General features: G+C 71.1%; 13 protein-coding genes and 2 tRNA genes. 13 read left to right on the top strand and 2 right to left on the bottom strand.

Annotated features, from left to right (window positions below; translation table 11 throughout):
- Positions 1-12: 12 nt before the first annotated feature.
- Complete coding sequence (locus IEJ02_RS04200) at positions 13-1,269, bottom strand: M48 family metallopeptidase (RefSeq protein ID WP_191063402.1); 1,257 nt, start codon at positions 1,267-1,269, stop codon at positions 13-15.
- A gap of 103 nt (positions 1,270-1,372) precedes the next feature.
- Between IEJ02_RS04200 and IEJ02_RS04195 the strand changes: the two genes are divergently transcribed.
- From IEJ02_RS04195 to IEJ02_RS04165, 7 genes are all read left to right on the top strand, one after another.
- Positions 1,373-1,525 carry a hypothetical protein gene (locus tag IEJ02_RS04195; protein WP_044575378.1) on the top strand — a complete coding sequence of 51 codons (153 nt, stop codon included), beginning with the start codon at positions 1,373-1,375 and terminating at the stop codon, positions 1,523-1,525.
- 150 nt (positions 1,526-1,675) lie between these two features.
- A complete protein-coding gene (locus IEJ02_RS04190) occupies positions 1,676-1,843 on the top strand; it encodes a hypothetical protein (RefSeq protein WP_037945979.1) in 168 nt (55 codons plus the stop codon).
- Between the two features lie 59 nt (positions 1,844-1,902).
- Complete coding sequence (nadD, locus tag IEJ02_RS04185; RefSeq protein ID WP_060944022.1) at positions 1,903-2,514, top strand: nicotinate-nucleotide adenylyltransferase; 612 nt, start codon at positions 1,903-1,905, stop codon at positions 2,512-2,514.
- A gap of 10 nt (positions 2,515-2,524) precedes the next feature.
- Positions 2,525-4,315, top strand: a complete 1,791-nt coding sequence (locus IEJ02_RS04180; protein ID WP_191063401.1) for a LytR C-terminal domain-containing protein — start codon at positions 2,525-2,527, stop codon at positions 4,313-4,315.
- Between the two features lie 186 nt (positions 4,316-4,501).
- On the top strand, positions 4,502-4,942 hold the full coding sequence (gene rsfS / locus IEJ02_RS04175) for a ribosome silencing factor (RefSeq protein ID WP_191063400.1): 441 nt from the start codon (positions 4,502-4,504) through the stop codon (positions 4,940-4,942).
- Positions 4,939-5,592, top strand: coding sequence for a histidine phosphatase family protein (locus IEJ02_RS04170; RefSeq protein WP_191063476.1), 654 nt, complete (start codon positions 4,939-4,941; stop codon positions 5,590-5,592). The genes rsfS and IEJ02_RS04170 overlap by 4 nt, the downstream gene beginning before the upstream one ends.
- A 72-nt stretch (positions 5,593-5,664) precedes the next feature.
- Positions 5,665-5,737, top strand: a tRNA-Ala gene (locus tag IEJ02_RS04165).
- Positions 5,738-5,759: 22 nt separating this feature from the next.
- Here IEJ02_RS04165 and IEJ02_RS04160 read toward each other — a convergent pair.
- Positions 5,760-6,713 (bottom strand): helix-turn-helix transcriptional regulator, encoded by a 954-nt coding sequence (locus IEJ02_RS04160; RefSeq protein ID WP_191063399.1) that lies wholly within the window; start codon positions 6,711-6,713, stop codon positions 5,760-5,762.
- Positions 6,714-6,893: 180 nt separating this feature from the next.
- On the opposite strand from IEJ02_RS04160, the gene IEJ02_RS04155 reads away from it, so the two are divergent.
- From IEJ02_RS04155 to IEJ02_RS04130, 6 genes are all read left to right on the top strand, one after another.
- On the top strand, positions 6,894-8,489 hold the full coding sequence (locus tag IEJ02_RS04155) for an MFS transporter (protein ID WP_191063398.1): 1,596 nt from the start codon (positions 6,894-6,896) through the stop codon (positions 8,487-8,489).
- A 242-nt stretch (positions 8,490-8,731) separates the two neighbouring features.
- Positions 8,732-8,965 (top strand): hypothetical protein, encoded by a 234-nt coding sequence (locus IEJ02_RS04150; RefSeq protein WP_030835565.1) that lies wholly within the window; start codon positions 8,732-8,734, stop codon positions 8,963-8,965.
- 101 nt (positions 8,966-9,066) lie between these two features.
- Positions 9,067-9,139, top strand: a tRNA-Ala gene (locus tag IEJ02_RS04145).
- Between the two features lie 277 nt (positions 9,140-9,416).
- Complete coding sequence (gene leuS / locus IEJ02_RS04140) at positions 9,417-12,293, top strand: leucine--tRNA ligase (protein ID WP_191063397.1); 2,877 nt, start codon at positions 9,417-9,419, stop codon at positions 12,291-12,293.
- 117 nt (positions 12,294-12,410) lie between these two features.
- Positions 12,411-13,169, top strand: a complete 759-nt coding sequence (locus IEJ02_RS04135; RefSeq protein WP_191063396.1) for a hypothetical protein — start codon at positions 12,411-12,413, stop codon at positions 13,167-13,169.
- Between the two features lie 162 nt (positions 13,170-13,331).
- Entirely contained in the window at positions 13,332-14,177 is an 846-nt protein-coding gene (locus IEJ02_RS04130; RefSeq protein WP_191063395.1) for a DegV family protein, read from the top strand.
- Positions 14,178-14,269: the final 92 nt, after the last annotated feature.

Genomic DNA, 14,269 nt, shown 5'->3' with positions numbered 1-14,269 from the left:
TCAGGGGCCGTCTCAGCGCTGCGGCGGGGTGTCCCCGGGCCCGTCGTTCCCCGGCCGCTCCTCCGGCCCGTCTCCGGGCCGCTGGTCCTCAGCCGCGTCCTGGGCCCCGCCCTGGGTCCCGCCCTGGGTCCCGTCCTGGGCCCCGCCCCGGGGCTCGTTCCGGGGCTCCTCCCGGGGCGGCGTGCCCTCCTCGGCGGTCTCGCCGTGCTTGCCCGCGCCGCCGGTGAACCGGTCGCGCAGCTTGCTGCCCAGGTCCCCGGCGCCGCCCGCCACGTCCCTGACGAAGGCGAGCAGCGGGTCCTTGCTGTTGCGGACCGACTCCGCGTAGTGGCTCGCGGACTCCCGGAACGAGTCGCTGACCGAGGTGTCCCCGTCCTCGTCGCGGCGCGGGTAGTGGCCGTCCATGAGCCGCTGGTAGTCGCGGGTCGCGGCCCACTTCTTGAGCTCGGCGGCGCGCACGGTGGTGAACGGATGGCTGCGCGGCAGCATGTTCATGATCTTGAGGACGGAGTCCCGCAGATCGCCGCTCGACTCGTACTCCTCCGCCTGCTCCAGGAAGGCGTCCACGTTCATCTCATGGAGGTGGTGGCCGCCCGCGAGCTTCATCAGCCCGCGCATCGAGGCCCGCAGGTCCTGCCCGACCAGCAGCCCCGCCCGGTCCGCCGACAGCTCCGACTTGCGGAACCACTCCCGCAGCGCCGTGACCAGCGCCAGCACCGCCACATTGCCGAGCGGAATCCAGGCAACCTTCATGGCGAGGCTGGTGAGGAAGAGCAGTATCGTCCGGTAGACCGAGTGCCCCGACAGCGCATGGCCCACCTCGTGGCCGATGACCGCCCGCATCTCCTCCTCGTCGAGCAGCTCGACCAGACCGGTGGAGATCACGATGATCGGCGCGTCCATGCCGATGCACATCGCGGTCGGCTGCGGGTTCTGGGTGACGTACATGGCCGGGACCCGCTCCAGGTCCAGGATGTAGCAGGCGTCCCGCAGCATGTCGTGGAGATGGGTGAACTGCCGCTCGCTGACCCGCACCGAGTCGGAGAGGTAGAGCAGCCGCAGGCTCCGCTCGGGCAGCAGACCGCTCATCGCCTTGAAGACGGTGTCGAAGCCGGTCAGCTTGCGCAGCGCGACCAGCGCGGAGCGGTCCGCCGGATGTTCGTACGCACGTGAGGAGATCCCGGGGAACCGCCGCCGCTCCCGGCCGGGCACATGCTCCCGGGCGTCTCCCGTCCCGTTTCCACCACCGGTCTCGTGGATGTCGCTCATGTCGCCCCCTCGTTGATGGCCCGCTCGGCCGGGCACCCGGTCAGGGCCCTCGTCCGGCGGCCCCCAGCCTAGGCCCTGAGCGCCTGGGGGTTAGCGTGGAGACATGCCCGAAATGACTGGCCTCACCGAAGCCCTCGCCGCCACCTCCCACAGCAACGACGGCCCGGGAGCGCTGCTGCGCATCGTCATCGTGGTCGGCGTGGTGGGCGCCGCCCTGCTCGCCTGGTTCCTGCTGCGCGGTTACAAGCAGGACTGAACTGAACCGAGCGGGCGAGCAGGACCGGTACGAGCGGGGCCGGTACGAGCCGGGCTGCCGCAAGCAGGACGGACATCGGGACCGAAAACCGCCTCGCATACGATGTGGCCGACGTGTTGTGACGCCTAGACCCGGATAGGTACTGCCGCGATGACCGCTTTCAGCACCGCACATGCCGCCCTGACCACGCTCGCGTCCGAGGGCGGTGAGCACACCGACACCCACCCGAGCATCAGCCCCTTCATGACCGGCGGTGCGGCCCTGGTGATCCTCTTCCTGCTGCTGTGGATCACCACGCGCTTCAACCGGGACCGCTGACCTGGGCGATTGCCCCTATGGGCCCCGGCTCCGGGCCGGGCCCAGTAGGGTCTGCACGCATGGAAGAGCAGAAAGGGTCCGGCAAGCGGCGACTGGGTGTGATGGGCGGGACGTTCGACCCGATCCACCACGGCCACCTGGTCGCGGCGAGCGAGGTGGCCTCGCAGTTCCACCTCGACGAGGTGGTGTTCGTGCCGACCGGGCAACCCTGGCAGAAGAGTCACAAGAAGGTCTCCCCGGCCGAGGACCGCTATCTGATGACGGTCATCGCGACCGCCTCGAACCCGCAATTCTCGGTCAGCCGTATCGACATCGACCGCGGCGGGCCCACCTACACCACCGACACGCTCCGGGAACTGCGCGCGCTCAATGGTGACGCCGATCTGTTCTTCATCACCGGGGCCGACGCACTCGCCCAGATCCTCACCTGGCGCGACGCCGAAGAGCTCTTCTCGCTGGCCCACTTCATCGGGGTGACCAGACCCGGGCACATACTGGCCGACCCGGGGCTGCCGGAGGGCGGGGTGTCGCTGGTGGAGGTTCCGGCTCTGGCGATCTCGTCATCGGACTGCCGGGCGCGGGTCGCTCATGGCGACCCCGTCTGGTACCTGGTGCCGGACGGCGTGGTGCGCTACATCGACAAGCGCGAGCTGTACCGGCACGACTGCTGAAGGGGTACCGGTGAACGACCGGCAGGATCCGTACGACCCGTACGCACAGGACCCGTATGGCCAGGAGCCGCAGATCTACGGCTATGACGCCTATGGGCGTCCGGTTTACCAGCCGCAGGCGGAACAGCAGCAGGGTTACGACCCGTATGCGCAGCAGCAGGCGCAGTACGGGGAGCAACAGCAGCAACAGCAGCAGCACGACGGGTACGGCTACGACCCCTACGGCCAGCCGCAGCATCACCAGTACCAGCAGCCCCAGCAGCTTCACACCCAGACGCAGAACTACGACCCGTACGTTCAGCCCCAGCAGCCCCAGTACCAACAGCAGCCACCGCAGGGTTACGGCCACGGCTACCCGCAGGCGGCCGCCGCCCCGACCGTCCCCCCGCAGCGCGAGGAGCCCAGCCCCGAGCCCAACCCCTACGAGGAGCTGAGCCCGGAGCAGCTGCGCCCCGGGTCCGAGGCGCCTCCGGCCGAGGAGCCCCGTTCCGCCGGTCCCCGGTCCACGGAGCGGAAGCGCCCCGGGGACGCCGATCAGCAGGAGTACCGCACCGAGCAGTTCTCCTTCGTCGAGGAGCAGGACGAGGAATCCGACGACGTCATCGACTGGCTGAAGTTCGCCGAGACCCGTTCCGAGCGCCGTGACGAACGCCGCCGTAAGGGCCGCAACCGCCTCGTCGCGCTCGTCGTGGTCCTGGTACTCGCCGCGGCGGGCGGGGTCGGTTACCTCTGGTACGCGGGCAAGCTCCCGGGGCTGTCCGACGACGCCCAGGACCAGGCGGCCGCGGGCGGTCCGCAGAAGCGCGATGTGATCGTCGTCCATCTGCGCGAGACCAAGGGCGGCCGCACCTCCACGGCCCTGCTGGTGGACAACGAGACCACCAAGAAGGGCACCACCGTCCTGCTGCCGAACTCGCTGGCCGTCTCCACCGAGGACGGCGCCTCCACCACGCTCGGCAAGTCCGTGACCGACGAGGGCTCCGACTCCACCCGGGACGCCCTGAGCACCCTGCTGGGGTCGAAGATCCAGGGCACCTGGCGGCTGGACACGCCGTATCTGGAGAACCTCGTCGAGCTGGTCGGCGGGATCACCCTCGACACCGACGCGACCGTCCCCAGTCCCCAGAAGGGCGAGGACCCCCTGGTCAAGCGGGGCAAGGACCAGATCGTGAGCGGCCAGGCGGCCGTGGCGTACGCCACCTACCGCGCGCCCGGCGAGGCACAGTCCAAGCAGCTCGCGCGGTTCGGACAGGTCATGCACGCGGCCCTGAAGAAGCTCTCCAGCGACCCGAAGGGCGCCACCAGCACCGTGGAGTCGCTGGCCCAGATCCCCGACCCGTCGCTGTCCGAGCAGCAGCTGGGCGCGTCGCTGGCGAAGCTGGCCGGACAGGCCAAGAGCGGCGCGTACGACACCGCGATGCTGCCGGTCCAGCCGGATGGGACGCTCAGCAGCCAGGCGACCGACCACGTGGTCAAGGACATCCTGGGCGGCACGGTCAAGAACTCCGACAAGAACACCGCGCCCCGGGTCAGCGTGACCAACGCCGGAGGCCCCAAGGACGCGTCGAGCGCCGCGCGGGTGGCGCTGGTCAACGGCGGCTTTACGGTCGTCACGGCTGCCGAGGGCGGCGATGCGCAGTCGGCCTCGCGGGTGACCTACGCGGACGCCGCCCAGGCGGGCCAGGCCAAGGAGGTCGCCAAGACGCTCGGGCTGCCGGAGACGGCGGTGCGGAAGGGCAAGGGCGCGGCCAACGCGGACATCACGGTCCTCCTCGGCCCGGACTACGACGCCACGGGCTGAGGCGACTGCCTGGCCGCAGGCGCCCTGGGGTACCCCGGGGCGCCCCGGGCGTTCCCCCGGGGTACTCCCGGCGTTCTCCCCGGGCACTCCGGGCGGTCGTTCCTCGGCCGCCCGGCGTGACGGTGGGCCGTGAGACCCTAGGGGGGAGCCAGACCTTCGAGGTACCACCGACCGAAAGCCTTGCCTGTGACCGCCACGGACCGCTCCCTCGAGCTCATCAACGCCGCCGCCCAGGCGGCCGCCGACAAGCTCGCGCACGACATCATCGCGTACGACGTCAGCGATGTGCTCTCCATCACCGACGCCTTCCTGCTGGCCTCGGCGCCCAACGACCGCCAGGTCAAGTCGATCGTCGACGAGATCGAGGAGCGGCTGAACAAGGACCTGGGCGCCAAGCCGGTGCGTCGCGAGGGCGACCGCGAGGCCCGCTGGGTGCTGCTGGACTACGTGGACATCGTGGTGCACGTCCAGCACAGCGAGGAGCGGGTGTTCTACGCCCTGGAGCGGCTCTGGAAGGACTGCCCGCAGCTGGAGCTTCCGGCCGACGCCGATGCCACCCGCGGCAAGGCGCAGGAGTACGCGCAGGCGCAAGGCCCGGACGGCGGCGTGGGCGGTGAGCTGAGCTGAACGGCACCCAAGGCGCCCGTGGCCGCCGCATCGTCCTGTGGCGCCACGGCCAGACGGCCTGGAACATAGAGCGCCGTTTCCAGGGCTCCCTGGACATCGAGCTGACCGACACCGGTGTCGCGCAGGCGCACCGCGCGGCCCGGCTGCTGGCCGCCCTGAAGCCGGACGCGATCATCGCCTCCGATCTGAAGCGGGCGGCGGCCACGGCCGCCGAGCTGTCCGCCGTCACGGGTCTGTCGGTCGCGCATGACGCGGGCCTGCGGGAGACCTACGCGGGCAAGTGGCAGGGGCTGACCCACGAGGAGATCATCGAGCGCTTCGGCGGGGAGTACGCGGCGTGGAAGCGCGGGGAGCCGATCCGGCGCGGCGGCGGTGAGCTGGAGACCGAGGTCGCCGACCGGGCGGCGCCGGTGGTGCTCGAGAGCGCCGACAAGCTGCCGGACGACGGCACGCTCGTGGTGGTCAGCCACGGCGGCACGATCCGCACCACCATCGGCCGGCTGCTCGGTCTGGAGCCCCGGACCTGGGAGGCGCTGGGCGGCCTGTCCAACTGCTGCTGGTCCGTTCTGGGCGAGGGCGCGCGGGGCTGGCGGCTCCTGGAGCACAACGCCGGATCGCTGCCCGAGCCGGTGCTCGGCGACGACGACTGAGCGGATTTCCTTTTCCGGCAGGTCACCGGCTATGCTCCTTCTCGTTCGAAGCGCTCCGGCGCGGAGAACAGCGGGGCTATAGCTCAGTTGGTAGAGCGCCTGCATGGCATGCAGGAGGTCAGGAGTTCAATTCTCCTTAGCTCCACAGGACCGGGATCCCGTCTCCCTCACAGGGAGGCGGGATCGCTGCTTTCCGCCCCGCTTCCGGCCCGTGTCTTCACCGCGGCTCTTTCCTCCCGCAGTACGGAGAGCGGCTTGGCGTGCATCGTGCAGCCGATCAGCGGGTCGTGGAGGTCGCGCACCCGCCGCACATGGTCGCGGCTCTCCTCGTCGCAGGGGGTGTAGACCACGATCCGGGTCTCCGGCACCCCGCTGACCCGCATCGAGGTCGAGGTCAGCCGGATCTCGCCGACCGAGGCGTGCCGCACCACCTTGATCCGGGAGCCCGGCGGCGCCACGTCCCCGCTCCGCCACAGCCGGGCGAAGTCGTCGCTGGCCTCCAGCAGCCGGGCGATGAAGCCCTCCCAGGCCGGCTCGCCCACATGGCGTCCGTACCCGCCGCGCAACGTGGCCACCAGGAGCGGCAGCTCCTCGTCGAGGCTCACGTAGGGGGCGCAGCAGCGGCGGGCCACGAACAGCTGCCACAGGGCGTTCCGCTCGGAGGCGGGGGAGAGCAGCATTTGCGGGAACAGGCCGCCGTACGCGGCATTGGCGGCCAGGACGTCGTAGCGGGCGTTGTAGACGACCGCCGGGAGCGGGTCGAGCGCGTCGATGATGCCCTGCACCTCCGGGCTCACGCTGCGCGGCTCGCGCTCCCGGCCGGGCACATACGGCACCTCGGCCAGGTGGTAGAGGTGCTCGCGCTCGGTCTGGTCCAGCCGCAGGGTGCGCGCGACCGCGTCCAACACCTGCACGCTGGCGTTGATCGGGCGGCCCTGCTCCAGCCAGGTGTACCAGGTCACGCCGACACCGGAGAGCTGGGCGACCTCCTCACGGCGCAGCCCCGGGGTGCGGCGCCGCAGACCGGGTGCCATGCCCACGTCGGCGGGGGTCACCCGGGCGCGGCGGCTGCGCAGGAAGGCGGCCAGCTCGGGCCGTCTGCGCCGAGTGTTCGCGGTCATCGTCGCTCTCCCCATCCCCCGTGCCGTCGGGCCGCACGATCCCCCTGTCGAGCCGTACCGTCCCCCCGTCGAGCCGTACGGTCCCATGCTCCCGGGGGCGGCGGGCGGCTGCCAGGTGCTGCCACTACCAGCATCGGCGGGCTCTCGTTACCCGTATCGGCCCGGCCACAGGCTCGGCCCATGAGACACACCACCCCGACCACCCTTCCTCCGACGGGGGACCTCGGTGGATCCAGTAAAAGCGAGACCACTGACAACCGGTCCGAGACCAGCTCGGCTGCCGGTCACCGGGCGGCACGGCGCCCTGCCGCGCGGCGGCCTCCGCGCCCCGGCTGGCTGCTCGCGATCGTCCTCACCGGCCAGCTCATGGCCGTCCTCGACGTCTTCATCGTCAATATCGCGGCCCCGACCGTCCGCGCCGATCTGCACGCCTCCGGCGCCGGGCTGCAGCTCGTCATCGCGGGCTACACCATCTCCTACGCCGTGCTGCTGATCACCGGGGCGCGGCTGGGCGCTCTGATCGGCCACCGGCGGATGTTCCTCACCGGGCTCGCGGTCTTCACCGGCGCCTCGCTGGCCTGCGGGCTCGCCGCCACCACCGGGCAGCTGATCGCCTTCCGGTTCGTCCAGGGCGCGGGTGCCGCGCTGATGCTGCCGCAGGTGCTGAGCCTGATCCAGCGGACGTTCACGGGCGGTTCGCGGGCACGGGCGTTGGGCGCGTACTCCGCGGTGCTGGCCTCCGGCGCCGCCGGCGGGCAGATCCTGGGCGGGCTGCTGGTCGAGGCCGATCTGCTCGGCTCCGGCTGGCGCCCGGTCTTCCTGGTGAACGTGCCGATCGGGCTCGCGCTGCTGGCCCTCGGCCCGCGGCTGCTGCACGACCCGGCCGACCCGCCGCGCCCCGCCGATGCCGCGCGCTCCGCCGATGCGCCGCGCCCTCGCGGGGAGGGCGCGGCCGTTCGCCGAAGCGGTCTGGATCTGCCCGGGCTGATGCTGCTCGCGGCCGCCGTACTGCTGTTCACGGCGCCGCTGGTGCTCGGGCAGGAGCGGGGCTGGCCGCTGTGGTGCTGGATCGTGCTGGGGCTGAGCGCGGTCCTCGTGGCGCTCTTCGCCGCGTACGAGACCCGGCTGGCCCGGCGCGGCGGTGCGCCGCTGATCTCCCCCAGGGTGGCGCGGGCGCCGGGGATACCGCTCGCGGTGATCCGTATCGCACTGGGGATGGCGGCCAACGCGGGTTTCCTGTTCGCCCTGACCCTGCATATGCAGGGCGGGCTCGGCTACAGCCCGCTGCGGGCGGGGCTGACGTTCGTCCCCACGGCCGTCGCGTTCGGCGTGGTGGGCCTCAACTGGCAGCGGCTGCCCGCCCGCTGGCACGCCGCCACCGTCCCGGGCGGATTCCTGCTGGCGGCCGTCTCGTTCGCCGGGGCCGGTCTGGCCCTGCGCGACGGCACGGACGGCGGCCCATGGCTCCTCGTCGCCCTTACGGCGTCCGGCGCGGGGCTCTCGCTGGCCTACAGTCCCCTGCTCACGCGGACGTTGGCGACCGTAAGGCAGCAGGACGCGGCGGACGCCAGCGGGGTACTGGTGACGGCGGCTCAACTCGGCCTGCTCATCGGCGTCGCGGTCTTCGGGGCGGTGTTCCTGGGCGCGGCGGACGATACGGTGCCCAGTGCGGGTGCCTCCGCGGACGCCCTGTGGGTGACCTGCGTCGCCTTGGCCGGGGCCGCGCTGTGCGGAGCACTGATGAGTCTGGTGAGACGAGTGGGGCATCTCCGCTGACCTGCGCGTCGTCCCGTGGCAGAATCGGACGGCCGGAGGGGGATGGGGCCGACACATCCGATGGGGAGGGCAGGTGGGATGCGGACCAGCATCCTCGATGCGATCGAGGACCCGTCCCGCAGGGCACGAGCGGGCATCGTGTGCCCGTCCTGCGGCTCCGGACACGTGGCACAGGTCCTCGGCGACAACGGCGGTGTTTCCTACGTGTGTACGGCCTGCGGCCATAGCTGGAGCTGAGTGAGATGGGAGCCCACAGCCGGAAGTGCGACTGGTGCGGCACCGGCACACCGATCGTCCGCGACATGGAGCCGCTCAACTCCGACTACCAGTACTGGTGTGCGGAGTGCGCGCGGGCGCTGATCATCAGGGGTGATCCCATCGAGACCTACCGTGAGCTCGAAGGGGAGCCGATCTACGGCCGGCTCCTCGACGAGCACTGCACGCTGAAGCGTTTCTATTCGTTCGCGACGGCGTAACGGGGATCTGCTCCGGCCTCCGGTCAATCGATTTGGCGGAAGGCCGGGGCATCCGTGTAATGTAGGCGTCGCCGCCGGGGAAACCGGGCGGGGCAAGACCTGGGGCTATAGCTCAGTTGGTAGAGCGCCTGCATGGCATGCAGGAGGTCAGGAGTTCAATTCTCCTTAGCTCCACATCAAGGAGGCGGGCCGTCCGTAAGGGCGGCCCGTCTTTCGTGTCACGTGACGAGGGCCACCACCTCCGTGCGCCTCGTCGGTGCCCTGCGGTAACCTGGCTCCATGCGTGCCGTACGCCTTCTGCTTAGCGGGCCGCGCTGATCGGTACCGGCCGAGTACAGCTCCGGTCGGCATCAGCGCGGCGTCCCCTCCTGTGCGAGGGGTCTTTTTGTTTCGGAAGCAGGGATCCGCTGCGTTGCCGCAGGCAGAGACGACCGATGGAGCTTTGAGGACCATGAGCGAGACCAATGCCGCGGCCGAGGTGGCCGCGCCGCACCGCTACACGGCCGCCCTGGCCGCCGACATCGAAGCCCGCTGGCAGGACTTCTGGGACGCGCATGGCACGTATGAGGCGTCCAACCCGAGCGGCGACCTGGCCGGCGACGCCGAGGCCGTCGCCCGGCCCAAGAAGTTCGTCATGGACATGTTCCCGTACCCGTCGGGGGCGGGACTGCACGTGGGCCATCCGCTGGGCTACATCGCCACCGACGTGTTCGCCCGCTACCACCGCATGACGGGCCACAACGTCCTGCACACCCTGGGCTTCGACGCCTTCGGCCTGCCCGCCGAGCAGTACGCGGTGCAGACCGGCACCCACCCGAGGGTCAGCACCGAGGCCAACATCGAGAACATGCGGCGGCAGCTGCGCCGGCTGGGCCTGGGCCACGACATGCGCCGCTCGTTCGCGACGATCGACCCGGACTACTACAAGTGGACCCAGTGGATCTTCCTGCAGATCTTCAACTCCTGGTACGACCCGGAGGCGAAGACGGCGCGCCCCATCGACACCCTGGTCCAGCAATTCGCCTCGGGTGAGCGCCCCACCCCCGACGGCCGCCCCTGGGCCGAGCTGACCGAGTCCGAGCGCGCCGACATCCTGGGCGACCACCGCCTGGCCTACGCCTCGGACGCGCCCGTCAACTGGTGCCCCGGCCTGGGCACCGTGCTGGCCAATGAGGAGGTCACCGCGGACGGCCGCTCCGAGCGCGGCAACTTCCCGGTCTTCAAGGCCAAGCTGCGCCAGTGGAACATGCGCATCACCGCCTACGCCGACCGGCTGCTGGACGACCTGGACGAGCTGGACTGGCCCGAGGCCATCAAGCTGCAGCAGCGCAACTGGATCGGCCGCAGCGAGGGCGCCCGGGTCGACTTCCCGGTGGCCGAGCACCCCGACGCCAAGATCACGATCTTCACCACCCGCCAGGACACCCTGTTCGGCGCCACCTACATGGTTCTGGCGCCCGAGCACGGCCTGGTGGACGAGATCGTTCCGGCCGCCTGGCCCGAGGGCACCCACGACGTCTGGACCGGCGGCCACGCCACCCCGGCCCAGGCCGTCGACGCCTACCGCAAGCAGGCCGCGGCCAAGTCCGACGTCGAGCGGCAGGCCGAGGTCAAGGAGAAGACCGGCGTCTTCACCGGCGCGTACGCCGTCAACCCGGTCAGCGGCGAGCGGGTGCCCGTCTTCATCGCCGACTACGTCCTGATGGGCTACGGCACCGGCGCGATCATGGCCGTCCCGGCCCACGACAGCCGTGACTTCGCCTTCGCCCGCACCTTCGAGCTGCCCGTGCGCTGTGTCGTCGAGCCCTCGGACGATCGCGGCACCGACCCCTCCACCTGGGACGACGCCTTCGTCTCGTATGACGCCAAGATCGTCAACTCGACGGGGGAGTCCGTATCGCTGGACGGCCTGGGCGTCGTCGAGGCCAAGGCGCGCATCACCGAGTGGCTGGAGTCCCGCTCCATCGGCGAGGGCACCGTCAACTACCGGCTGCGCGACTGGCTGTTCAGCCGGCAGCGCTACTGGGGCGAGCCCTTCCCGATCGTCTACGACGAGGAGGGCGTGGCCCACGCCCTGCCCGAGTCGATGCTGCCCCTGGAGCTGCCCGAGGTCGAGGACTACTCGCCGCGCACCTTCGACCCGGACGACTCCGACACCTCCCCGGAGACCCCGCTGTCCCGGAACGAGGAGTGGGTCAACGTGGTGCTGGACCTGGGCGACGGCCGCGGGCCGCGGCCGTTCCGCCGCGAGACCAACACCATGCCCAACTGGGCCGGCTCCTGCTGGTACGAGCTGCGCTACCTGGACCCGCACAACAGCGAGCGGCTGGTCGACCCCGAGGCCGAGCGCTACTGGATGGGGCCGCGCGAGGGGCAGCCGCACGGCGGTGTCGACCTGTACGTGGGCGGCGCCGAGCACGCGGTGCTGCATCTGCTGTACGCCCGGTTCTGGTCCAAGGTGCTGTTCGACCTGGGGCACGTCTCCTCGGCCGAGCCGTTCCACAAGCTGTACAACCAGGGCATGATCCAGGCGTATGTCTACCGGGACAGCCGCGGTATCGCCGTCCCGGCCGCCGAGGTCGAGGAGCGGGACGGCGCCTACTGGTACAACGGCGAGAAGGTCACCCGGCTGCTGGGCAAGATGGGCAAGTCCCTGAAGAACGCCGTCACGCCGGACGAGATCTGCGCCGAGTACGGGGCCGACACGCTGCGGCTGTACGAGATGGCCATGGGCCCGCTGGACGTCTCGCGCCCCTGGGACACCCGCGCGGTCGTCGGCCAGTACCGGCTGCTGCAGCGGCTGTGGCGCAATGTCGTCGACGAGAGCACCGGAGAGGTCACCGTCGTCGACGCCGAACCCGACGAGGCGACGCTGCGCGCCCTGCACAAGGCGATCGACGGCGTCCGGCAGGACATGGAGGGCCTGCGCTTCAACACCGCCATCGCCAAGATCACCGAGCTGAACAACCACGTCACCAAGGTGCGCGAGGTGCCCCGCTCGGTGGCCGAGGGGCTGGTGCTGCTGATCTCGCCGCTGGCCCCGCACGTCGCGGAGGAGCTGTGGCGTCGGCTGGGCCACTCCGGGTCGGTCGTCCACGAGCCCTTCCCGGTCGCCGATCCGGAGTACGTCGTGGACGAGACCGTCACCTGTGTGGTGCAGGTCAAGGGCAAGGTCAAGGCCCGGCTGGAGGTCGCGCCCTCGGTCTCGGACGAGGACCTGGAGGCGCTGGCGCTGGGCGACCCGGCGGTCGTGGCGGCGCTGAACGGCGCTGGCATCCGTAAGGTCATCGTGCGCGCGCCGAAGCTGGTGAACATCGTTCCGGCCTGATCGGCTTTTCCCGTGTGGGCGGGTTGGGGGTTCGTCAGGAACCTCTGGCCCGCCCGGCGCGTTTACGCTGAGAGGACGACCGCCACCGTGCCGTGACCGCCGCCCCAAGGAGCGCACATGGAAGCCATTTGGATCCTGTTGACGCTTTTCGTTCTGATCATGCTGGCGGGGGTCTACGGGGCCGTTCGCGCGGTCAGGGCGGCCAAGCGCGGTATCGACCGTACGGTGCACCAGGCCCGCGTCACGGTGGAGGAGACCAGACTCCGGGCCCGGCAGCTCGCCCAGCCGGGCGCGGCCGGTGAGCTCGCCCAGCTGCGGCTCTCCCTGCGCGGCTCGATGCGCGCCACCGGGCAGGCGCTGCAGGCGGCCGCCCCGCAAGACCGGTCCCTGTCGGAGTCGTTGGGCCTGTTCCAGCGGCTGAGCGCCCATGCGCGGGACCTGGAAGCGGATCTGAAGCGGCTGGAGCAGGAGCCCGACAGGGCCCGGCTCGCCGCCCTGCTGCCCGAGATGCGGGAGCGCACACAGCGGATCACCCACTCGGCCGACTCGCTGCGCTGGGCGGTGCAGGAGCGGACACAGCGGTTCGCGCACGACGATCTGGACTCGCTGGGCCGCGAGATCGAGATGGAGGCGGGGGCGCTGCGGCACTGGACGGCGGCGGAGCCGGACGAGCCGTGGACGGCCCCCGAGGCGAGTGCTCGACCTGGACCCGACGCGGGGGCGCGACCTGGGCCGGAGGCGGGTGCCCGACCTGGGCCCGGGGCGGGGCAGGCGCCGGAGCCGCCCCGGCCGTCGCTCGGGGCGAGGGGGAATACGGAGCCCCAGCCGTGGCAGAAGCCCTGGCAGAAGTCCCCCCGTCCCGAGAACACGGCCTGAGACCCCGGAACCCGGGAACTCGGGAACTCGGGAACTCTGTAACGAACCCGGTCTGAGAACAGGATCTGAGTCACGTCTGAACAGGGCATGATCGGCAAGGCAATTGATCACCCGGTGGGGTCGCGCTGTCGGCAGGCGCCATCCCCCGATAACCTCCCAGTCATGTCCCGCCATGTCGCGATCGTGACCGATTCCACGGCGTACTTGCCGCAGGATGCGATGGAGCGGCACCGCATCACCGCCGTGCCGCTGACGGTGGTGCTCGGGGACCGGGCCCTGGAGGAGGGCACCGAGATCTCGGCCCGGTCCCTCGCACAGGCGCTGCAGAAGCGGAAGCCGGTGACGACGTCCCGGCCCAGCCCGGAGACGTTCGCGGCCGCCTATCGGGCCGCCGCCGAGGAGGGCGCGACGGGCATCGTCTCCCTGCATCTGTCGGCCGAGTTCTCCGGTACCTACGACGCGGCCGTGCTCGCGGCACAGGACGCGCCCGTTCCGGTGCGGGTGGTGGACAGCGGAATGGTCGCGATGGCGCTCGGCTTCTGCGCGCTGGCGGCGGCAGAGACGGCGGAGGGCGGCGGCACGCTGGACGAGGCCGTGGCGGCGGCGGAAAAGCGGGCCGACGGCACGGCGGCGTACTTCTACGTCGACACCCTCGACTATCTGCGGCGCGGCGGCCGCATCGGCGCGGCCCAGGCCCTGCTCGGCTCGGCACTCGCGGTCAAACCGCTGCTCCAGCTCGACGAGGGGCGGATCGAGCTGAGGGAGAAGGTCCGCACCGCCTCGAAGGCCATCGCCCGGCTCGAGGAGATCGTGGTGGAGCGGGCCGGCCGGAGCCCGGTGGACATCGCGGTGCAGCACCTGGCGGCGGGCGAACGGGCGGCGGCGCTCGCGGAGCGGCTGAGGGAGCGGGTGCCGGGGCTGGCGGAGCTGTATGTGAGTGAAGTGGGCGCGGTGATCGGGGCGCACACCGGGCCGGGGCTGCTGGGGGCGGTGGTCTCTCCGCGGTAGCGGAGGGTGGGGGCGGCTCTTCACTCGGTGGGGTGACGGAGTTGTCCACAACGCGGCGGTTATCCCCGGAAATTGCGGCGGATCGGCGCGAT

This window comes from Streptomyces sp. 5-10, assembly GCF_014712245.1.
Taxonomy (GTDB): domain Bacteria; phylum Actinomycetota; class Actinomycetes; order Streptomycetales; family Streptomycetaceae; genus Streptomyces; species Streptomyces violaceusniger.
Note: the sequence above shows the minus strand (reverse complement) of the source record. Positions and strands in the feature narration are given on the sequence as shown.